This window comes from Hymenobacter sp. 5317J-9 (genome assembly GCF_022921075.1).
GTDB lineage: Bacteria > Bacteroidota > Bacteroidia > Cytophagales > Hymenobacteraceae > Hymenobacter.
This window is the reverse complement of record NZ_CP095050.1, coordinates 794,077-816,272: the sequence shown is the minus strand read 5'-3', so window position 1 is coordinate 816,272 and position 22,196 is coordinate 794,077. Positions and strand designations below refer to the sequence as shown.

The window sequence follows — 22,196 nt, the reverse complement described above, 5'->3', positions numbered from 1 at the left end:
AGAACGGTCATGCGGCGCGCCGCATGACCGTTTGTAGTCGGCAGCCGACCAGTTTTTTCTTACTCACCGGCCGGAAAATCGGCGGCGTCGCCCATGTCGGCGTACTGCTCCAGCTCTTTAGTAAGGGTCGCAAACTTGTCGCGGGCGCCCTTCACGGCGGCTTTGCCCAAGGGCAGGTGCAGGGGCGGGTTTTCCATCTGCACTACGTCGTACATGGCCTTGGCGGCGCGCACGGGGTCGCCGGGCTGGCGGCCGCTGTAACCCTCAATGCCGCGGATGTTTTCGCCCACGGTGGGCTGATAGTCATCGATTTTCGTGTTGGCGATGGTAGCCGACTCGCCGGCCCACTTCGTGCGGAAGCCGCTGGGCTCGATGTTGGTGACCTTGATGCCGAGCGGGCCCACCTGCTGGCTCAGGCTCTCGCCAATGGCCTCCAGGGCAAATTTGGAAGCGTTGTAGATGCCCACGCCGGGAAAAGTTTTCAGCCCGCCGATGCTGGTGATGTTGAGCACGTGGCCGCTTTTGCGCTCGCGCAGGTGCGGCAGCACGGCCCGCAGCACGTGCAAGGCCCCGAACACGTTCACGTCGAACTGGCGCTGCACCTCCTCGGCCGGCACCTCCTCGATGCTGCCCATGGAGCCGTAGCCGGCGTTGTTCACCACCACATCGAGCTGGCCAAAACGGGCAATGGAATCGGCAATGGCCGTTTTCACTTGGCCTTCGTTGGTCACGTCGGCCACCACGCCGAGGGTGCGGTCGGGGGTTTTGGCGGTGAAGTCCGCGGCCTGCTCGGGCTTGCGGAAGGTGGCGGCCACGCGGCCGCCTTGTTCGAGCACGTGGTCGGCCAGGGCTTCGCCGAAGCCGGACGAGGCGCCGGTAATAAACCAGGTTTGGGGAGTGGAATCGGGCATGATGAATTGCAATGAAATGGTAGGCGCTAAGACGAGTTGAGGTATTGAATTGTTTGACCAAACGGTCGAAAGCATAGGCCGCAGCTCGCGGACGTACCTTCGTGCCACGTCCATTCCCACTCTGTCCCGCTGCGCTATGAAAAAGCTTTTTACCTTCCTGCTGGCCTTGCTGGGGCTTGCCGCCCAGGCCCAAACCACCTTCCGCATTACGGCCGTTCCCAGCAATACGCCGGCCAATGCCACCATCTACATGGCGGGCACTTTCAACAATTGGAACCCCGCCAGCGCGGCCCACGCCCTGGCGTACAATTCGGCCGATGGCACGTATTCCATCACCCTGCCCGCCTCGGTGACGGGGTCTATTGAGTACAAATTCACCCGCGGCTCGTGGGCGGCGGTCGAAACCACGGCTTCCAACGGGCAGGTGCCCAACCGGACGTACACCATTGCCGGCGCGGGCGCCACGGTGCTGCACCAGGTATTGAACTGGGAAGACCTGGCGGGCGGTACGCCCACCGGCACGTCCACGGCGGCGGCCAACGTCACGGTGATTTCCACCACGTTTGCCATGCCGCAGCTGGGGCGTACCCGGCGCGTGTGGCTGTATCTGCCGGCCGACTACGCCAGCAGCGGGCGCCGCTACCCGGTGCTGTATATGCAAGATGGCCAGAACGTGTTCGACGCCCGCACCTCCTTTGCCGGCGAGTGGAGCGTGGACGAAACCCTGAACCAGCTGCAAGCCAGCGGCCAGGACCCCACCGGCTGCATTGTGGTGGCCGTCGACAACGGCAGCGCCCGGCTCGACGAGTACTCGCCCTGGAACAACCCGCAGTACGGCGGCGGGCAAGGCGACCTTTACGTCGACTTCCTGGTGCAAACCCTGAAGCCCTACATCGACGCCAACTACCGCACCCTGACCAGCCGCGAAAATACCGGCATCGCGGGTTCCAGCATGGGCGCGCTCATTGCCACCTACGCCGCCCTGCGCGAGCCCACGGTGTTTGGTAAAGTGGGCGTGTTTTCGCCGGCCTACTGGTTTGCGGCCACGCAGCTGTTCCAGTACGTGCACGCTCACCCCGCCAACCCCAACACCCGCTTCTACTTCGTGAGCGGCACTGCCGAGAGCACCACCATGGTGCCCCAGATGGCCGCCATGCGCGATTCTTTGCAGCGCGGCGGTGTGCCGGCGGCTAACCTCAACTTCAACACCCGCACCGACGGCCAACACGCCGAGTGGTTCTGGAAGCGCGAGTTTCCGGCCGGTTATTCTTGGCTGTATGCCCCCGGCGTGGCCACGGCGGCCCGCCCTGCCCAACGCCTGGCCGTGAGCCTCTACCCCAACCCCGTTGCGCAGGAGCTGCACGTGGTGCTCCCCGCCGCTCTGGCCGAAGTTGGCCTGGAAATCAGCGACTCTCAGGGGCGCACCGTACTGCGAGCAGCCGTGCGCAACGGCCAGGCTGTGAACCTACGCAGCTTAGCCAGTGGGCTTTACCTCTCACGGGTAGTGGCCGGCAATGAGGTGGGCGTGGTAAAATTCACGAAGGAATAAAGCCGCTCTTCTATTTAAGCGCTTTCAACCCAATTTCCCGCCGTAACTTTGACTGGCAAAAGGTACCAACCCCCAACCCCTTTTGCCATGGCGGACTCCGCAACCCCTAAAATTGCCTTCGAGGCCCTCACCTACGACGACGTGCTGCTGCTGCCGGCATACTCCGAGGTGCTCCCCCGAGACTGCGACACCGGCACCCGCCTCACCCCCACCATCCGGCTGCACACCCCGCTCATTTCGGCGGCCATGGACACCGTCACGGAGTCGGACATGGCCATTGCGCTGGCGCAGGAAGGCGGCCTGGGCATCATTCACAAGAACATGTCCATCAAGGCGCAGGCCGAGCACGTGCGCCGCGTGAAGCGCAGCGAGTCGGCCCTGATTCAGGACCCGTTCACGCTGCCGCCCACCGCCACCCTGGCCGACGCCCGCCAGCTCATGCGCAAGCACAACATCGGCGGCATCCCGGTGGTGGCCCCAGACCACACCTTGCAAGGCATCCTCACCAGCCGCGACCTGCGCTTCGAAACCGACCTGACCCAGCCCGTGACCACGGTCATGATTCCGCTCGACCGCCTCGTGACGGCCCCCGCCGGCATCGACCAAGCCGCCGCCGAGCAGCTCCTCACCGACAGCAAAGTGGACAAGCTGCCCCTCGTGGACACCGAAGGCCGCTTGGCCGGCCTGATGACGTACAAAGACATTCGCAAGCGCCGCCGCACCCCGCACGCCAGCAAAGACGGCCAGGGCCGCCTGCGCGTGGGCGCCGCCGTGGGCGTCACGGCCGACCTGCTGCCCCGCGTCGCGGCGCTGGTCGAGGCCGGCGTCGACATCGTGAGCCTCGACACCGCCCACGGCCACTCCAAGGGCGTGCTAGACGCCGTGCGCGCCATCAAAGCCGCCTACCCCAAGCTGCCCGTGATGGCCGGCAACGTGGCCACCGCCGCCGGCGCCAAAGCCCTGGCCGACGCCGGCGCCGACGTGGTGAAAGTAGGCGTGGGCCCGGGCTCCATCTGCACCACGCGCATCATTGCCGGCATTGGCGTGCCGCAGCTTTCGGCCGTGCTCGAAGCCGCGAAGGGCTTGGAAGGCACCGGCGTGACGCTGGTGGCCGACGGCGGCATCAAGTTTTCGGGCGACCTGGTGAAGGCCCTGGCCGGGGGCGCCGCCGCCGTGATGGTGGGCTCGCTGCTGGCCGGCACCGAAGAAGCGCCCGGCGACCTCATCATCTACGAAGGCCGCAAGTACAAATCGTACCGCGGCATGGGCTCGGTGGAAGCCATGGAGGACGGCAGCAAAGACCGGTACTTCCAGGATGCCGAGGATGACGTGAAGAAGCTGGTGCCCGAGGGCATTGTGGGCCGCGTGCCCTTCAAAGGCAACGTGAGCGAGGTGATTTACCAGTTGGCCGGCGGCCTGCGCGCGGGCATGGGCTATGTGGGCGCACGCAATATTGAGGCGTTGCAGGCCGCGCAGTTTGTGCGCATCACCGGGGCTGGCCTGCGCGAGTCGCACCCGCACGACGTGCAAATCACCCGCGAGGCGCCGAACTATTCGAGCCGGTAAGCGTAATTTTTTAGCGCCCTGACCTCCAAGGAGCCCCGCCGGCCTACGCTGGCGGGGCTCCTTCAGTCATGCCATAATGTTGGGCTTGCTTTTGCGGGGGGATTGTATCTTGCATGCCGGTTGAGCGCTAGCCACGGCGCAACGGGCTGGTGAGCTTGTGTTATTCCTAGTTTCTGTCTGTGCTTCAACGCTTACCCTCTTTTCTGCTGCCGCTTAGCTTCCTGAGCTGGGTCCTGCTGCTACTGAGTGCCCTGAGCCACTCGGGCGCCGGGCCGTGGCTGGGCACTTGGCCGGAATGGACCACGCAGCTGGCGCAGGGGGTGTTCGTGCTGGGCGTGTTTCTCTATTACCGCTACCAGCCCTCGCCGCTGCACGGGCAGGCGTTCGTGCGCCTGTTGCGGCGCCTGCTCACGGGGCCGGGCCTGCTGGCGTTGGCCTGCATCGGCCTGCACCTGCTGGAACGTCTCATGAAAGACCAGCCGGTATTCGACAGCAACGGCCTGTTCTTCACCAGCATCTATACCCTGAACCTGGGGCTATTCGTTGTTTTTCTGGCGCGCACCAACTACGCGTGGCGGGCGCTGGTGCTGTTTCGGTCGTTGCCCCGCCTGCAGCGCGAGTGGACGGTTTTTGAGGTGCTGCTGGGCGCTACGCTGCTGTTCCGGCTGGTGGGCGTCAACCCGCCCAATTACATCGGCATTCCCCTGGTGGTGCTGCTTGGCCTATACGGCATCTACCTGAGCGGGCACCAGAAATGGGTGGCCTACCTCAGCCAGCGCGAGAAGTGGCGCGCCGTGCTGCTGCAGTCCGGCCTGCTGTTTAGTGTGCTGGTATTTGTGCAGTACTTCCGCGTCACGCAGGCCGACCCGCAGCTCATTGCGCCGCAGCCGCAGCACGCGTTTCTGCTGCTCACGGCTTTCTTCTCGGCATTTTATGCCTTAATGGGCTTGTTGGTGACGTTCTTCAACCTGCCCATTGCCGACGTCATCGAGCAGCGGCGCAGCGAAATCCTGCGTCTGCAGCGCCTCACCCAAATCATTCAGCGCGGCCAAACCACGGCCGAGGTGTACCACATTCTGCTGGAGTCGGCGGTGCAGACGGTGAAGGCCGATGCCGCCTGGCTCGACCTCGACCCCGGCCACTCGGGCGTGACTGCGGCGGCCGCCACGCAGTATTTCAACCTCGAGCCCGAACAGGCCGATGCCCTCCGCGCCCGCCTGCAGGGCCACGACCTGCCCGAGGGCGATTTCATCACCAACGACCTGCACGCCCGCATCGGGTTCGAGGGCACCACGCAGCACTACCGCTCGCTGCTGCAGCTGCCCCTGCGCGGTCTGCACTTCAACTACGGCATGCTCTACCTGCTCAAGGTAGAGCCCAACACCTTTGACCGCGAAGACCTGAGCATCCTGCAAACCTTCACCAGCCAGGCCGTGCTCAGCATCGAAAACCTGGAGCTGGTGCGCACGTCGCTGGAAAACCAGCGCACGCAGGAGGAGCTGAAAATTGCCTCGCAGGTGCAGGACAGCCTCATTCCGAAAAACCTGCCCACCGACAACTGGTTCGACATCAGCTCGCACTCGCTGGCGGCCAAGGAAGTGGGCGGCGATTTTTACGATTTCCTGCACCTGCCGGGCCGGCGGCTGGCCGTCATCATCGGCGACGTGAGCGGCAAGGGCGTGACGGCGGCCTTCCACATGGCTCAGATGAAGGGCATTTTCCATTCGCTGATGCAGGAAAACCCGCTGGCGAAAAACGAGCGGGACAAATTTCCGGTGCCCAGCCGCTTCATGGCCCAGGCCAACGCGGCCCTCACCCACTGCCTAGAGAAATCGTCGTTCATCACCTCGTCGCTCTACATCATTGATTATGAGCAGGGTGGCTTCGTGTTTGCCCGCGCCGGGCACTGCCACACGCTGTACTATCACGCCCTGCGCGAGGAGGTGTTTTACTTTGAGTCGCAGGGCCTCGGGCTCGGCATCATCCGCAACGAGAGCTACGAGAAGCACATCAAGAACCAGTTTTACGACTACAGCCCCGGCGACGTGATGGTGATTTACACCGACGGCATCGTGGAAGCCCGGGGCGGCGACGGCACCGAAGAATACGGCGAAGACCGCCTCAAGCTGCGCCTCGAAGAGAGCTATTACCAAGAAGCGAACGAAATCAAGGACTTTATTTTGAAGGACCTCAACGCCTTCACCCACGGGCATCCGATTCACGACGACCAGACCCTGCTGGTCATTAAATTCAAGTCGGCCCAACCCCCACTGTTGGCCTGACGTATCGACCTCATTATGAAAGTAACTGCCCAACCCTCCGCCGAAACCCTCACCCTCCTGCTCGATGGCGAGCTCGACGCTAGCTCCGCCATTGTGCTTGACACCGAATTGGCCAAGCCGGACATCCTCAACTACCGCAAGGTGCTGGTCGACTGTGCCAAGCTCAGCTATATCTCCTCGGCCGGCCTGGGAGTGTTCATCTCGCACCTGCAGCGTTTTCAGGATGCCAACGTGAAGCTGGTGTTCTTCAACATGCAGGAAAAAGTGTTCAACGTGTTCGAAATTCTGGGCCTCGATGCGCTGATGACCATCGTACCCAGCGCCGCCGAAGCCGAAGCTGCATAGGTGAGTTACGAGTTAAGAGTGAGCAGTTGAACGTGGGCCTTCGCGCCTCCCGACTATATCACTGGCAACTCCTGACTCTCAACTTTTAACGTTTGACCACCCGATGAAATCCACCCTCCGCATTGCCTGCTCCCGCAGCCACCTCCAGCAGGTGCGGGACTTTGTGCGGAATTACCTCAACAGCCGCAACCTGCCCGAAATCACGGTCAATCAGGTAGTGCTGGCCATCGACGAGGTGGTGGCCAACTTCATCATCCACGCCAACGGCGAGGACGAAACCCAGTTTCTGGACTTGGAGCTGGCATTCGGTCCGCACGAGCTCAACGTGGAAATTGCCGACAACGGCGACACCATTTTCCTGCCCGGCGCCCACCAAAACCCCGACCTGCGCTCCTACATCCGCGAGGGCCGCAAGGGCGGCATGGGCATGACCCTGGTCAACCGCCTCATGGACCGGGTGGAGTTTTTCACCCGCGGCAACCACACGGTGTGCCACCTGAGCAAGCACTTGGCATAAGCAACATTCCGCCGGGCCAAGCGCCACGAAGCCTCTTTGCCGCTGCAGTAACTTCTGTTACCAGCATTGCACAGAGGCTTTGTGACGCTTGGCCCGACGTTTTGTAGCCCGTTGCTACGCCTCAGCGGCCACCTTTCATTCCGTCCGGAAATTAGTTAATTTCGCACCGGTAATTTTATGCCCGCGCGGCTGCTCCTTTCCGGGCCGGCGCTTTTGTTTCCTTCTTCCCTTATATGCACAAACGCATTCTGTACGCCGGCGCTGCCGTCGTCGCGCTGCTGGCTGCTTGCCAGACCTCCAAACCGGCTGCCTCGGCCACCACGGGCGCTACCGCCGTGGGCCCCGTGGTAGAAACCCTGGGCGACTACCCGGTGCCGGCCAACGAGTTTGCCTACGTGTACCGCAAGAACAACAGCTCGGCCCCCGACTACGGCACCCGCCAGAGCGTGACCGATTACCTCGACCTCTACACCAACTTCCGCCTCAAGGTGCTGGAAGCCGAGAAGCGCGGCCTCGACACCACGCAGGCCTTCCGGCGCGAGCTCGACGGCTACCGCCAGCAGCTGGCCCAGCCCTACCTCACCGAGAAGAGCGTGACCGACCAGCTGGTGCGCGAGGCTTACGACCGCATGAGCCAAGAGGTGAACGCCTCGCACATCCTGGTGCGCGTGGCGCCCGATGCTACCCCGCAAGACACGCTCGCGGCCTTTCAGAAGATTGAGCAGCTCCGCAAGCAGGCCCTGGCCGGCGAAGACTTCGGCCAGCTGGCCCGCGCCAACAGCGAAGACCCTTCGGCCAAAGAAAACGGCGGCAAGCTGGGCTACTTCACCGCCATGCAGATGGTGTACCCGTTTGAGTCGGCCGCGTACAAAACGCCGGTGGGTCAGGTGTCGCAGCCGGTGCGCACGCGCTTCGGCTACCACATCATTAAGGTGAACGACAAGCGCGCGGCGCAGGGCGAAATCAAGGTAGCCCACCTCATGATTCGGATGAATGCCAACGCGGCCAAGTCCGACTCGCTCACGGCCAAGAAGAAGATTGACGAATTGTACAGCCGCCTGAAAAAGGGCGAAAACTGGGACAAGCTCGTGGCCCAGTTTTCGGAAGATGCCGGCTCGGCGGCCAACGGCGGCGAGCTGCCGCCCTTCGGCACCGGCCGCATGATTCCCTCGTTTGAGGAAGCGGCGTTCAAGCTGCAAAAGCCCGGCGATATTTCAGCCCCCGTGCAAACGCCCTACGGCTGGCACGTCATCAAGCTGATTGAAAAGCAGCCCTTGGCCAAATTTGCCGACCTCGAAGCCAGCCTGAAAAGCAAAGTGGCCAAAGACTCGCGCTCGGAACTGAACAAAGCTGCTTTCCTGAAGCGCGTGCGCCAGGAAGACCAGTTTGCCGAAGTACCGGCCGCCAAAACTTACGCTTTCAGCAAAGCGGATACGGCGCTGGTAGCTGGCCGCTTTAAGTACGTGGCGCCCGCTGCTGCCACGGGCAAGCCGGCTAAAAATGCTGTGAATGACAATTCGGCGCTGTTCACCATCAAGGGCAAGCCTTACACAGTGAAGGATTTCCTGACTTATGCGCAGCAAAACCAGCGGCCCCGCACCGGCGCCCAGCCCAGCTTCGCCATGCAACAGCTCTACGACCAGTACGTGGAGCAGTCGCTGACCGACTTCGAGAAAAACAGCCTCGAAACCAAGTATGAGGACTACCGCATGCTGGTGAAGGAATACCGCGACGGCATCCTGCTGTTCCAGCTGATGGACGAGAAGGTGTGGAGCAAGGCCATTGAGGACACCGTGGGCCTGAAAAAGTACTTCGCCGAAAACCAGGCCAAGTACCAGTGGGACCAGCGCGTGCAGGGCACCGTGGTGAGCGCCGCTACCCCCACCCTGCTGAGCCGTGTGCAAAAGGAGTTGAAAACCGGCCGCTTCCCCCTGACCCGTAACGTGCCCAAAGTGGCTGCCTTCCGCCCCAACTCGGCGGTGTTCTCCAAGACGGGCGCGCTGGCCCTGCAGGAAGTGGCCAAGCGCATGCTGCAAGACACCCTGGCCCGCGTGACCCTGACCGGCCGCGTGAAAAAAGGCGAAAAGGCCAGCCTGGCCGCTGCCCGCGCCGACTCGGCCGCCCGCTACCTGCGGACGCGTGGCGGCGTGCCCGCCCGCCGCATCGGCAAAGCGGCGCAAAATGCTGCCGCCGACAGCCAGGTGCAGATTGCGCTGAACACGGCCAACCCCGCCGCCATCGAGGCCGAAATGAACGAGCAGAACCCCCTGTCGGTCCAAATCAGCCAGCGCATCTTTCAGAAGGGCGACAACAAGGTGATGGACGACCTGATGAGCAAAGGCCCCGGCACCTACAACGTGCAGAAAGACGGCCGCTACTACGCCGTCACCATCGACAAAACCCTACCCGCCGGCCCAAAAACGCTGGCCGAAGCCCGCGGCCAGGCCACCAGCGACTACCAGACCTACCTGGAGAAAGAGTGGATTTCGCAAATGCGCGCCGCCCGTCCGGTGAAAGTGAACGAAGCCGAAGTGAACAAGCTTGTCACGAAGTAAGCAGTAAGAAAACGAGCGAATGGCTGAATGGGTGAAACGCAATTTTTCACTCATTCAGCCATTCACTCATTCCCCTATTACCGAGGCTCTGCAACCATCTGAAGGCGGCGGCGCTCCTTGTTTTTGTCCGCCCGCGGATTTATCATGAAATTTGTGGGGCCGTTTGCGTGTTAGTGCGCACGTGTGGCCCCGGCCCCGGCATTTGGCCGAGAGGCTTTATTTATTTGTTTATGCTTGTGAAAGTGAATCGCGCCGCGGCGTCGGCCCTGCTTACGCTGTTGTTGCTCGTGGGCATTGCGCCCGCCTCCAAAGCCCAATTGGGCATTAGCCGGCCCAAAGGCCAGGAGCTGCTCGACGGCATCGTGGTGAAAGTGGATAACCAGATTGTGCTGCGCTCCGATGTGGAAAACATCTACATGCAGGAGATGGCCCGCGCTGCCGGCAAACCCACGCCGCCGGACCTGAAGTGCAAAATCCTGCAAAGCCTGGTGCTTAATAAGCTCATGCTGGCCCGTGCCGAAGTCGATTCCGTGATTGTGGAAGACAAGCGCGTGAACGACGAAGTGGACCGCCGCATGGCCTACTTCGTGCAGCAGATTGGCTCCGAGAAGCGCTTGGAAGAGCAGTACAACAAGCCCATCAAGGCGCTGAAAGATGACTTGCGTCCGCAGATTAAAGACCAGCTCACGCAGCAGAAAATGCAGGAAACCATCACCGGCAAGGTGGCGGTGACGCCCCGCGAAGTGGCCCAGTACTTCAGCCGCGTGCCCAAGGACAGCCTGCCCTACTTCAACACCGAAGTAGAAGTGGGCCAGATTGTGATTCCGGCGCAGGTGAACGAGAAGGCCAAGCAGGCCGCTCTGGCCAAGCTGAACGACATTCGGGCGCAGGTGCTGGCCGGGGCCGACTTTGCCACGCTGGCCAAGCAGTATTCCGAAGACCCGGGCTCGGCCAAGGAAGGCGGCTACCTGGGCTTTTTCAAGCGCGGCGAGCTGGTGCCGGAGTACGAAGCGGCTTCGATGAAGCTGGAGCCCGGCCAGCTGTCGCCGGTGGTGCAGTCGCAATTCGGCTTCCACCTCATTCAGTTCATCGAGCGCAAGGGCAACACCTACTCGACGCGCCACATCCTGCTGAAGCCCGAAACCGGCACCGCTGATGCCAGCGAAGCCGCCAAAAAGCTCACCCGCCTGCGCCGCCAGATTCTGAGCGACAGCATCAGCTTCGCCAAAGCCGCTAAGGACAATTCCTCCGACAAGCAGAGCAGCACCAACGGCGGCCTGCTGGCCAACCGCCAGGACGGCGGCTCGCGCCTGCCCCTCGACAAGCTCGACCCGGCCGTGTTCTTCACCATCGACACCATGAAGGTGGGCCACATCACCCCGCCCATGCCCTACCGCACCGACGACGGCAAGGACGCCATGCGCATCCTGTGGCTGAAGTCGAACACGCCGCCCCACCAAGCCAACTTGGAGCAGGACTACCAAAAAATTGCCGCCGCCGCCCTCAACGAAAAACGCAACAAGGCATTGGACGAGTGGTTTGAGAAGAACCGCAACAGCGTATACCTCGAAGTGGCTCCCGAATACGCCCAGTGCAAGGTGCTGGAATCGACAGAGAACAAATAGGCTAAATCCTTGTCATCCTGAGCGCAGCGAAGGACCTTATCACGTCAGCAGCAGAAATTCTGCAACTGTTCGGTCTTGGTAAGGTCCTTCGTTGCGCTCAGGATGACACTTTTTATTTAGACAAGAATACTGACCCCGAATGGCCCAATTTCCCTCCGACAAAGAAGCCGCCGACGCCCTGGCCGCCTCCTTCCAGAAGCTGCGCCAGGAAATCGGCAAAGTCATCGTGGGGCAGGACGAGGTGGTGCGGCTGGTGCTCACCGCCGTGTTTTCGCAAGGTCACAGCCTGCTGGTGGGCGTGCCCGGCCTGGCCAAGACGCTCCTGATTCAGACCATTGCCGACTCGCTGGATTTGTCGTTCAACCGCATCCAGTTCACGCCCGACCTGATGCCTTCCGACATCGTAGGCTCGGAAACCATGAACCAGCAGCGGGATTTCACCTTTGTGAAAGGTCCCGTGTTTGCCAACATCATTCTGGCCGACGAAATCAACCGCACGCCGCCGAAGACCCAGGCCGCCCTGCTCGAAAGCATGCAGGAATACGCCGTGACGGTGGCTGGCCAGCGTTACGCCCTGCAGCGCCCGTTCTTCGTGCTGGCCACCCAAAACCCCATCGAGCAGGAAGGCACGTACCCCCTGCCCGAGGCGCAGCTCGACCGCTTCATGTTCAACATCGAGCTGGGCTACCCCAGCTATGCTGAGGAACTGAACATTGTGAAAAACACTACTTCGGACCGCAAGCCGACGGTAAACAAAGTCCTCCATGCCGCCGACATTCAGGCGTTTCAGGAGCTGGTGCGCCGCGTGCCGGTGGCCGACAACGTGGTGGAATATGCCGTGGGCCTGGTGCACAAAACCCGCCCCAACACCGAGCGCGCCCACGCCCGCACCAACCAGCTGCTGGAGTGGGGCGCCGGCCCGCGCGCCTCGCAGCACCTCATTGTGGGTGCCAAGTGCAACGCTCTGCTCAACGGCAAGTACTCGCCCGACATTGAGGACGTACGCGCCGTGGCCGTGCCCATCCTGCGCCACCGTCTCGTGCGCAACTTCAAAGCCGAAGCCGAAGGCATTGGCGTGGAGCAGATTGTGAAAGAGTTGTTATAGCGGTTTCGTTGAACGTCATGCAGAGCGTAGCGAAGCATCTTGCCCGCTACCAGTAATCTATTTACTGTTGCAGTAAAGATGCTTCGCTACGCTCTGCATGACGTTCTTTGTAGCCCCATTGCCCCAAGTCCCCAATATGGAAGCCCAAGCCTATTATCAGCAATTTGAGCGCAACGTGCGCATTATCCTCGACGCCCTGGCTGCCGGCCTCGACCTGCGCACCACGGCCCTCGAAACCAGCCTGCCCATTGAAGTGTACGTGCTGTGCGAGGTGCTGAACCAGGGCGCCGGCGAAGACTTCGCGCTCACCGCCAGCGGCGTGGCCCGACTGGCCGAGTTTCAGCAGCAGTTTATGAAGCACGAAGGCCAGACCCTGGCCGCCATGCAGCGCGTGCTGGCCGACAAGCGCGGCACCATGCGCACCCCCGAAGGCCGCGTGCTGACCAAGGAAATGCTCATCCGCCGCCTCGAGTTCTTCAACGAAGCCGCCCGCCAGGTGAACGTGATGCGCACCCAGCAAGCGCTGGGCAGCCCCAGCCAATACGCGGGCGTAAACAAATAGCCGGCCCGTCTCAACGAGCGAAGCCGCTTCTGGACCAGAGGCGGCTTCTGTTTTTTTAAGGCCTCCTTTTATTTCTTCCGGCGGCGCTTTCGCCGCATCTGCAGCCATGTTGCCCCGCACTCCGCTGTACACTGCCCGCCTCTGCCTGCGCCCCTACGAGCCGGCCGACGCCCGCGCTTTCTTTGCGCTGCTCGACGCCGACCGGGCCCGGTTTCGCACCTCCTTCCCCGACCGCCTGCAGGCCGTGCGCGGGCCCGCCGACGCCACCACGGCCCTGCAGACTTTTGCGCAGGACTGGGAATCGGGTCGTTTCTACGTGTTTGGTATCTGGCTCCGCACCACGCAAGACTACCTCGGCGACATCTGCCTGATGCCCCAAGCCCGCGGGCAGGCCGAAATCGGCTATTACCTGGCCGCTGCCGCCGAAGGCCAGGGTTTCGCCCGCGAAGCCCTCAACGCCATCATTGACTTCGGTTTTGGGCCCGTAGGCAGCCAGAAGCTGCTCATCCGCTGCTTCGTCGACAACGCCCGCGGGCAGGCCGTGGCCAAAGCTGCCGGCTTCCAGCCCGAAGCCCCGCCCAAACGCCCGCATTGGTTCCGGGCCAGCGAGGCCACCAGCAACATCCGCCGCTTCTGGCTCGCGCGCGACGAGTAGCTACCGGCCCACGCGCACGCGCTTGCCCACATTGCCCAGTAGCCATTCGGTGCGCACGTTCAGGTACATCGCGAAGGAGTAGTCGAGCAGCTTGGCGTTGAGGTCGAACAACGGTTCGGCTCGGGCCGTGAGCGCCGCCGCGTCGCCAATGCGAAAGTCGCGCATGAGTCGTAGCAGCACAATGTTGCGCTGGGGGTCCCGAAAGTCCGGATTCGACACCGTGCGCGATGCGCTTTGATACAAGTCGCCGCCCAGCGGGGCAATGAAGCGCGAGCCCTGCCAGTAGCTTAGCATCACGTCCACAAAGCGGGTTTCGAGGGTGCCGTTCAGATACAGGCCCCGGCCATATTTATAAGGAAACTGGCCCGCCGTGAACGAGTAGTCTTGAAAGCCCAGCACGTAGCCGTTGAAGCGTACGCCCCGCACCGTGGGGCCGGCCACACTATAATGCGCCACCAGTCCAAAAGCTTCGTTGAAGGCCGTTTGGAGCGGTTTGTTCAACGTATCAATCTGGCCGCCGTGGTGAATGGCGGTGAACTGAAACGGGATGGAAACCGTCCAGCGGCTGCCATCGGGGCTGATGCGGTAGCTGCTGCTGACACCGCCGGCCACTTCTTCCTGGTAGTTGCTGTAGCGGTATTGCTGGCGCTGCCAGTCCACCCACTGGTCCACAAACAGTCGGTCGCCCTGGTAGCGCACCTGAATGCCTTCTTCCAGCGGGTTCAGCATCACGCGCTCGAAGTTGAACATCGGCTCGATGTAATTGTGAGCCAGATTTGGCCGGATGTTGCCCAGAATAATCTGCTGCTTGCCCACCGTCCAGGTGGCCCGGAACGTGGGCCGCACCTGTTGCAGCACCGGGTTGCCAAAGTCCTTCCACAGAAACACGCCGCCTTCCAGACGCAGGTCCTTGGTCGGATAATACACGAGTTGCGGATTCAGCTGCGTGCCGTAGAGCGTGTAGCCGTCTACAATTTTGTTGAAGTACTCGTTGTCTTTGAAGAAAGTAAAGGCATGAAGCGAAAGTCGCAATTCACCGGTTCGAGCTTCATTATTTATAGAATCTGGCGACAGACAACCAATTGTATCGAATGTACCATCTGTTTGAAGTGTGCCAAGGGAACGCCCTGTAAACGCAGAATTGTCGAGTTGCGCCCGTGCCGTTTCCACTCTAATTAGCACAGCCACAAGGCCAACTAAAATTCTTAGATAATTCCTCATATATTTCCGCTTTCTACGGCACGATTCCGAAGGGCTGTGTGTTAGAAAAAGCCGCCGCAAAAGGGCCTTTCCGAAGTTTTAACCAAGGAATAGAATTATCTGATTGCGACGTCGCCAAAACCCTTAACTTTACCAAACCTAATTCCTTTTTCCCAACCCCATGGCAGTAGCTACCGAAAAGGCCTCGAAAGCCGACAAGGCGGAGACCAACGTCGCAGCCGAAAAAATGAAAGCCCTCCAGCTCACGCTCGACAAGCTGGACAAAGCCTACGGCAAAGGCACCGTGATGAAGCTCAGCGACAACAAAGTGGGCGACATCCCGAGCATCAGCACCGGTTCGCTCTCGCTCGACATTGCTCTGGGCATTGGCGGCGTGCCCCGCGGCCGCGTGATTGAAATTTACGGTCCGGAATCGTCGGGTAAGACGACCCTGACCATGCACATGATTGCCGAGGCGCAAAAGAAAGGCGGCATGGCGGCCTTCATCGACGCCGAGCACGCTTTCGACAAATCCTACGCCGAGAAACTCGGCATCGACACCACCAACCTGCTCATCGCCCAGCCTGATAACGGCGAACAAGCCCTCGAAATCGCCGACCAGTTGATTTCGTCGGGTGCGATTGACATCATCGTCATTGACTCCGTGGCGGCCCTCGTGCCGAAAGGCGAACTCGAAGGCGACATGGGCGACTCGAAAGTGGGCCTGCACGCCCGCCTTATGAGCCAGGCCCTGCGCAAGCTCACCGGCACCATCAACAAGACCGGTTGCGCCTGCATTTTCATCAACCAGCTGCGTGAGAAAATCGGCGTAATGTTCGGCTCGCCCGAAACCACCACCGGCGGTAACGCCCTGAAATTCTACGCTTCCGTGCGCCTCGACATCCGCCGCATTGGCCAAATCAAGGAAGACAAGGACAACGTGACCGGCAACCGCACCAAGGTGAAGGTGGTGAAGAACAAAGTGGCCCCGCCCTTTAAGGTGGTCGAGTTCGACATCATCTACGGCCAAGGCATCTCGAAAGTCGGTGAGATTGTGGACCTCGGCGTCGACATGGGCATCATTGCCAAGTCGGGCTCGTGGTTCAGCTACGGCGACCAGAAAATCGGGCAGGGCCGCGAAGCCGTGAAGACGTTGCTGCTCGACAACCCCGAGCTGGCCGACGAAATCGAAGGCAAGATTCGCACCATGGCCAAGGGCGATGCCGACGTCATCCCTGTGGACATGGCCGGCCCCGAAGACGGCGAAGACACGCTGTAAGCGCGCCGGAACCGGTAAAAGTGAAAGCCCGTTGCAATCCGCAACGGGCTTTTTTTACGTCCGTATCTTTGGGAATGCTTTGGCTGGCATTGCGTTTGTCTATGGCTGCAATCGTTACTTCTACTTATTCTGTTATGAACCGCCGCTGGCTCATTTTTACCCCTGCTATTCTCGTTCTATTGGCATCGGCGCAGTTGGCGCTGGGCCCCGGCGATGCCGTGCGCAGCATTCCGCAGTCCAGCTTCGGCCGCGGCGAGGTCATCAAGTACACCGTGCACTACGGCCTCATCAACGGCGGCGAGGCCACCGTGGAAACCGCCGGCGGCCTGGAGCGCGTGAACGACCGGCCCTGTTACAAGGCCACGGTGAGCGGCAAAACCACTGGCTCGTTCGACTTCTTCCTGCGCATTCGCGACCAGTGGCGTGCCTATATCGACACCACCAGCATCCTGCCCATCCGCGCGCAGCGCGAGATTGCCGAGAAGAACTACCGCAAAAAGGAAACCGTGGAGTTCGACCACCTGCACGACGTGGCCGAGGTGACCGACCACACCCACAACAACGCCCGCAGCACCGTGAAGGTGGCCAACAACACCCTGGAGCTGGTGAGCGGCTTCTACTACCTGCGCACCCTCAACTTCGAGCGCATGAAGGTGGGCGACGTGGTACGCGTGCCCGGCTATTTCGACGGCGACAACTTCATGCTGGAAGTGGTATTTAAAGGCCGCGAAGTGGTGGAAACCAAGGCCGGCGACGTGCGCGCCTTTAAGCTGGTGCCCAAAATGCCGAACAACAAGCTTTTCCGGGGCGAAAACGCCATTTCGGTGTACTTCTCCGATGACCGCAACAAGATTCCGGTGCTGTTTCAGGCCGAGATGTTTGTGGGCACCGTGAAGGTGGACATGGTGCGCTACCAGGGGCTGAAATCGCGGCTTAACTTGGTGAATTAATTCGCCGGCTCGCCTTGCCTCACAGGGCACTGCCTGCCGGAAGGTTCGGCTATTCGAACTCTGAACTGCCTGACCGTACTTCGCCCCCATGCCCGTCTCGGCTCTGATTTATGTTGCGGATGCATCGACGGTGGTGCTGTGCTTGGCGGGCCTCATCGGCGTGGTTCGCTTTCGGCGGCTCGGCCTGACCATGCGCTACCTTGTGGTGCTCACGCTGCTGGCCATCGTCATCACGGCCATTACGACGGCGCTTCAGCGCCAGCACCGGCCGAACCTGTTCCTGTTTCCCATCGACACGGCCATTGAGTTCACATTGCTGGCCCTGATGTACCGCCGCACGCTGCGCGAGTACGCGTTCAGCCGGTACATCCCGGCCCTTATCGGCGTGTTTCTGCTCGGCACGGCCGTCACCTATCGGCCCCGGCTCGACACAGCGGAGTTCAGCCCGGTGCAGCACTTCATCGAGGGGGTGGTGATGCTGGCATTTGTGTTTTTCTTTTTCCGGCGGGAAGTGCTGCGCCAGGTGGTGACCGAGCGGCTGGAGCGCGACCCCATGTTCTGGGTCTCGACCGGTGTGCTGCTCTACTTCTCCGGCAATCTGCTGATTTTTCTCACCAGCAACTTAGTGCTTCGCTACTCGCCGGCCATCAGCCGGAACGTGTGGGCCGTGCACGCCATGCTGTACGCCTTCCTGAACGTGTTTTATTGCGTGGCGCTGAGCATTGCCCCGCGCCGAACAACGGCCGCGGCCAGCGCTTAAAACCCACCGACGGCCCGGCCGGGGAACCGGCGTCACACAATCGTAACACAGCGCGGCCCGACCAAAGCGGTACTTTTGTGCCCGTAACAATTGCTTCACTTAGCCCCGCAACGCCGTGACTGCTCCCAAATCCGCCGTATACAAGATTCTCGTGGTCGACGACGACCCGGACATCGTTGAGTTGCTGGAGTTCAACCTGAAGAAGGAGGGCTACCTCACCGCTTCGGCCGGCGACGGCCGCAAAGCCCTGGAAATTGCTGCCAGCTTCAACCCTGACATCATATTGCTCGACGTGATGATGCCCCACCTCGACGGCATTGCCACTTGCCGTTTGCTGCGCGAAAATCCCAAGTTCAAAGACACCTACATCCTGTTCCTGACGGCCCGCGCCGAGGAATTTTCCGAAGTGGCCGCCTTTGAGGCCGGCGCCGACGACTTCATTGCCAAGCCCATCAAGCCGCGCGCCCTGCTGGGCCGCCTGGCCGCCGTCAAGCGCCGCGACCAGGACCCCCACGGCGCCGTCGACGCCATTGACATCAACGGCCTGCGCATCGACCGCACGGCCTTCGCCGTGTACCAGGACGGCAAAAAAATCAGCCTGCCCAAGAAGGAGTTTGAGCTGCTGGCCTTCCTGGCGGCCACGCCCCACAAGGTGTTCAACCGCGAAGAGCTGCTCCAGAACATCTGGGGCAACGACGTCTTCGTGCTGGCCCGCACCGTGGACGTGCACGTGCGCAAGGTGCGCGAGAAGGTGGGCGACCACCACATCCAGACCATCAAGGGCGTGGGCTACAAGTTCAACGTGGATTGATTGGTTGAGTGTAGCAAAACGTCATGCAGAGCGCAGCGAAGCATCTTGCCCGCCACCAGTAATTATTTACTATTGCACGCAAGATGTTTCGCTGCGCTCTGCATGACGTTTTTTTAGCTACTGATAATCCAATGAACCTCTCTTCTCGCACCATTGCCATTCTGATTGCGCTGCTGGTGGCGGGCGTGCTCACGGCTTATGCCCGCATCGGCCCTACGCTGCCGTTCCGGGAAGCGTTTCTGGCGGCGGGCATCACGGTGGCGGCGTGCTTTCTGCTGGTGTATCTGTCGTTTGAGGCGCTGATTTTTCGCGAAATCAACGGCATCTACGCGGGCCTGGAGCACATCAAGCGCAAGGAGTTCAAGAAGCTCAGCAGCAAGTTCCTCTTTCGGCCCGAGCCGGTAAAGCGCGTGCGCGACGAAATTCTGTTTATGGCCGAGCGGCGGCAGCAGGAGCTTGATGAGCTGGTGCGCCTGCAGGCCTTGCGCCGCGAGTTTTTGGCCGATGTGTCACATGAGCTCAAGACGCCACTTTTCGCGGCCCAGGGCTTCGTGCACACCATCCTCGACGACGAAGACGGCGACATCGACGCCGCCACCCGGCACAAGTTTCTGGCCAAAGCCGCCGCCAGCCTCGACACGCTCGACGCCCTGGTGCAGGACCTTGTCACCATTGCCCAGCTCGAAAAAGGCGTGGTGCGCATGCGCCGCCAGCGCTTCGACCTGGTGGCGCTGGTGCGCGAGATTTTTGAGTTGCTGGAACAGCAGGCCGCCCGTCGGGGCACTACTCTGGAGCTGTTTCCGCCCAACCTACCCGCCGAGCTGCCCGTGGTGGCCGACCGCAACCGCATCCGGCAAGTGCTGGTGAACTTGGTGGACAATGCCATCAAATACGGCCGCGACAACGGCCGCGTGGTGGTGGCCCTCATCGAAGGCAGCCGGGGCGTGCGCATTGCCGTGCGCGACGACGGCACCGGCATTGCCCCCGAACACCAAAACCGCATTTTCGAGCGTTTTTACCGCATCGACAAAAGCCGTTCGCGCGAGTCCGGCGGCTCTGGGCTGGGCTTGGCCATCAGCAAACACATTGTGGAGGCGCACAAGTCCACCATCAAAGTGAAGAGCACCGTGGGCGAAGGCACCACGCTGGAATTCAAGCTGAGCAAGCCGAAAGGCGCCGCGGGCAGCTAGCCGTCCAACGCCCTGCCGAGGCTGCGTTCGGCATGGGGCTTCCCCGCCCGCCGGTTGCACGCCGTACCTTTGGGGCTGCGTATGAAGCTTCCCCATTTCTCCGACCTCGTCATTTTTGAAAACGACGACTACGTTGTCGTCAACAAACCCCCGTTTCTGGCCACGCTGGACGAGCGGGTGGGCGGCGCGCCCAACATGCTGCGCCTAGCCCGTCAGCACCACGACGACATTCAGGCCGCCCACCGCCTCGACCGCGAAACCAGCGGCGCGCTGGCCTTCGCCAAGAACCCGGCCGCCTACCGCCACCTCGCCATGCAGTTCGAGAACCGCGAGGTAAAAAAGCAGTACCACGCCGTGGTGTGGGGCACGCCGCAGCTACAGGACGAGGTAGTGGAGCGCAACATCGAAACCACTTCGCGCGGCAAGGCCCGCCTGGCCTACAAGGGCAAGCCCGCCGAGACGCACTTCACCACCCTCGAAACCTTCACCCGCCACGCCCTCATGCTGTGCGAGCCCGTGACCGGCCGCATGCACCAGATTCGCCTGCACCTGATGTATTTGCAGGCGCCCATCGTGGGCGACAAAGACTACGGCGGCGAAGACTTCTACCTGTCTTCGTTGAAGAAGAAATTCAACATGAAGGAAGGCGAAGAAGAGCAACCATTCATCAAGCGCTTCGCGCTGCACGCCCTCCGGCTGCAGTTCACGGGCCTCAACGGCGAAGAAATTGCCGTGGAAGCGCCTTACCCGAAAGATTTTCGGGTGCTGGTAGATACCCTGCGGCAGCACCAGTAAGCTGCCGGGCTAGCGCACCCGCTCAAATACGATAATCTGGGTGGTGTCGCGCTCCGGATGGTAGCGGTTGCGGGGCTGGGCGTCGCGCCACATTTCCCGGAAACGGGCATCGTTGCGCAGCATGGGCAGCTGTACGTAGCCCTCGGTGCGGGAAAACCAGTCGTCCCACACCACCAGCGTGCCCACGGGCACTTCGTCTAGTCGGTCGCCGTGGCCCTGGAGCACGGGGTGCTCGTTTGGGTCGAAGAAGTTATTGTGGGTGGCCACGGCCACGTAGGGAAACTCGTAGGCCAGCGGCCGGGTGCCTTCCCCGTAGGTTTTGCGAATCCAGGCGGCGGCGTTTTCGGCCACTTCCTGGTCGGGCGGGCGGGTGAAGTCGCGCCGCCAGCGAAAGCCCTGGCGCGTGCCCAGAAATAGGAACACCACCGCGGCCGCCACCCACCCAATGCGGATGCGCCGCTGAGCGGCCGGCGTTTTGCCGAGTTGCACCAGCCAGGTCAGGCCATTGAGCGCCACCACGGCAAACAGCGGCACCGTCACGTCGAGCACCCGCGTCATGCCAAAAGAATTGAACAGGCCCGCGCCCCAAAAAATGGTGTGGGCCGCAATAAACACGCAGATGTTGCCGTAAACGAGCAGCAGTTCGGCGCTGAACAAGCGGCGCTGCCGACGCTCCGGGTCCAGCAGGTCGAGCGTCATGCGCACGCCGCCCACCACCGCCAGAAACAGCACCACCCAGCCCAGCAGGCCCGGCAGGCTGAACACAAAATGGTCCCACTCGCCGTGCCCGTACACCGATTTGGTGGCGTAAGGGTTGTGGCCAAACACCCAGCCGGGCTCGCCCAGCACCACGGCGCCCACCGCACTATACACCGCATAGCCCAGCACCAGCAGCGGCAGGTAGCGCCACTGCCGCCGCCACAGGAAATACACCACCCACAGCCCAATCAGGATAAATCCTTCCGACCGCACAAAGGGCAGCCAGGTAATCAGCGCCGCCGACCACCCGGCCCGGCCCGTCAGCAGCAGCGCCACCGAGGCCACTAGGATGAGCCCGAACAGAGGTTCAGTAAGCCCGGAGAACTGGATGATAAAGTAGTCGGGCGACGCGTAGGCAAACAAAATGGACAGCTCCGGCGCGGGCAGCCGCAGGGTGCGCGCCACCACATAAGCGCACCACGCCGATAGGGCCACAATCGCGCACTGAAACAGCTTCATGCCGATAAATCCGGCCTGTGCGGCCGGCGACGCCAGCAGCGTAAACAACGGCTTGGCCCACGAGTCCATATAGTTCATGGGGTACTGGAAAGCGTAGCGCGCAAACAAATAGTGCTTGATGCTGTCGCCCGAGTCGTAGGTGTTGGTTGTAACGAAGGCCATCACCACCGAAACCAGCAGCAACGCGGCCAGCAAGAGCAAAGCCCGACGGTTGGAATCGGCCGAATTTGGCGAAGCGGCGGAGAAACTAGCAGATGGACTCATACGGAATAATAAGGTCCAAATGTACGATTGGGTACTGTTGGGCGCCCCTGGCCCGGC

General features: G+C 61.6%; 19 protein-coding genes. 16 read left to right on the top strand and 3 right to left on the bottom strand.

The genetic code is table 11. The annotated features are described in order from the left end of the window. Positions 1-59: 59 nt before the first annotated feature. Positions 60-911 (bottom strand): oxidoreductase, encoded by an 852-nt coding sequence (locus MUN81_RS03270; protein ID WP_245114978.1) that lies wholly within the window; start codon positions 909-911, stop codon positions 60-62. 136 nt (positions 912-1,047) lie between these two features. On the opposite strand from MUN81_RS03270, the gene MUN81_RS03265 reads away from it, so the two are divergent. From MUN81_RS03265 to MUN81_RS03220, 10 genes are all read left to right on the top strand, one after another. Next, the gene (locus MUN81_RS03265) at positions 1,048-2,460 is read left to right on the top strand and encodes an alpha/beta hydrolase-fold protein (protein ID WP_245114976.1); all 1,413 of its coding nucleotides are present in this window, start codon (positions 1,048-1,050) and stop codon (positions 2,458-2,460) included. Positions 2,461-2,547: 87 nt separating this feature from the next. Further along, positions 2,548-4,026, top strand: a complete 1,479-nt coding sequence (gene guaB / locus MUN81_RS03260) for an IMP dehydrogenase (protein ID WP_245114974.1) — start codon at positions 2,548-2,550, stop codon at positions 4,024-4,026. A 179-nt stretch (positions 4,027-4,205) separates the two neighbouring features. Continuing rightward, complete coding sequence (locus MUN81_RS03255; RefSeq protein WP_245114972.1) at positions 4,206-6,308, top strand: GAF domain-containing SpoIIE family protein phosphatase; 2,103 nt, start codon at positions 4,206-4,208, stop codon at positions 6,306-6,308. Positions 6,309-6,323: 15 nt separating this feature from the next. Beyond that, a complete protein-coding gene (locus MUN81_RS03250; RefSeq protein WP_198976574.1) occupies positions 6,324-6,653 on the top strand; it encodes an STAS domain-containing protein in 330 nt (109 codons plus the stop codon). 103 nt (positions 6,654-6,756) lie between these two features. Next, a complete protein-coding gene (locus MUN81_RS03245) occupies positions 6,757-7,170 on the top strand; it encodes an ATP-binding protein (protein WP_245114970.1) in 414 nt (137 codons plus the stop codon). Between the two features lie 233 nt (positions 7,171-7,403). Continuing rightward, entirely contained in the window at positions 7,404-9,725 is a 2,322-nt protein-coding gene (locus MUN81_RS03240; RefSeq protein WP_245114968.1) for a peptidylprolyl isomerase, read from the top strand. 236 nt (positions 9,726-9,961) lie between these two features. Beyond that, positions 9,962-11,350 carry a peptidylprolyl isomerase gene (locus tag MUN81_RS03235; RefSeq protein ID WP_245114966.1) on the top strand — a complete coding sequence of 463 codons (1,389 nt, stop codon included), beginning with the start codon at positions 9,962-9,964 and terminating at the stop codon, positions 11,348-11,350. Between the two features lie 139 nt (positions 11,351-11,489). Further along, entirely contained in the window at positions 11,490-12,455 is a 966-nt protein-coding gene (locus tag MUN81_RS03230) for a MoxR family ATPase (RefSeq protein ID WP_245114964.1), read from the top strand. A 136-nt stretch (positions 12,456-12,591) separates the two neighbouring features. Continuing rightward, positions 12,592-13,017, top strand: a complete 426-nt coding sequence (locus MUN81_RS03225) for a hypothetical protein (protein ID WP_245114962.1) — start codon at positions 12,592-12,594, stop codon at positions 13,015-13,017. Between the two features lie 106 nt (positions 13,018-13,123). Continuing rightward, positions 13,124-13,672: a GNAT family N-acetyltransferase gene (locus MUN81_RS03220; protein ID WP_245114960.1), complete on the top strand. Its 549-nt coding sequence runs from the start codon at positions 13,124-13,126 to the stop codon at positions 13,670-13,672. Here MUN81_RS03220 and MUN81_RS03215 read toward each other — a convergent pair whose 3' ends face one another. Next, on the bottom strand, positions 13,673-14,704 hold the full coding sequence (locus MUN81_RS03215; protein ID WP_245114958.1) for a hypothetical protein: 1,032 nt from the start codon (positions 14,702-14,704) through the stop codon (positions 13,673-13,675). 349 nt (positions 14,705-15,053) lie between these two features. Here MUN81_RS03215 and recA point away from each other — a divergent pair, with 349 nt between their 5' ends. From recA to MUN81_RS03185, 6 genes are all read left to right on the top strand, one after another. Next, a complete protein-coding gene (recA, locus tag MUN81_RS03210; protein WP_245114956.1) occupies positions 15,054-16,151 on the top strand; it encodes a recombinase RecA in 1,098 nt (365 codons plus the stop codon). Between the two features lie 134 nt (positions 16,152-16,285). Beyond that, positions 16,286-17,101 carry a DUF3108 domain-containing protein gene (locus MUN81_RS03205; protein WP_245114954.1) on the top strand — a complete coding sequence of 272 codons (816 nt, stop codon included), beginning with the start codon at positions 16,286-16,288 and terminating at the stop codon, positions 17,099-17,101. Positions 17,102-17,189: 88 nt separating this feature from the next. After that, positions 17,190-17,861, top strand: coding sequence for a hypothetical protein (locus MUN81_RS03200; protein ID WP_245114952.1), 672 nt, complete (start codon positions 17,190-17,192; stop codon positions 17,859-17,861). Positions 17,862-17,976: 115 nt separating this feature from the next. Next, positions 17,977-18,672, top strand: a complete 696-nt coding sequence (locus MUN81_RS03195) for a response regulator transcription factor (RefSeq protein WP_245114950.1) — start codon at positions 17,977-17,979, stop codon at positions 18,670-18,672. 131 nt (positions 18,673-18,803) lie between these two features. After that, positions 18,804-19,862 carry an ATP-binding protein gene (locus MUN81_RS03190; protein WP_245114948.1) on the top strand — a complete coding sequence of 353 codons (1,059 nt, stop codon included), beginning with the start codon at positions 18,804-18,806 and terminating at the stop codon, positions 19,860-19,862. Between the two features lie 81 nt (positions 19,863-19,943). Then, positions 19,944-20,657: an RluA family pseudouridine synthase gene (locus MUN81_RS03185; protein ID WP_245114946.1), complete on the top strand. Its 714-nt coding sequence runs from the start codon at positions 19,944-19,946 to the stop codon at positions 20,655-20,657. A gap of 9 nt (positions 20,658-20,666) precedes the next feature. Here MUN81_RS03185 and MUN81_RS03180 read toward each other — a convergent pair whose 3' ends face one another. Continuing rightward, positions 20,667-22,139 carry a DUF2079 domain-containing protein gene (locus MUN81_RS03180; RefSeq protein WP_245114944.1) on the bottom strand — a complete coding sequence of 491 codons (1,473 nt, stop codon included), beginning with the start codon at positions 22,137-22,139 and terminating at the stop codon, positions 20,667-20,669. Positions 22,140-22,196 lie beyond the last annotated feature (57 nt).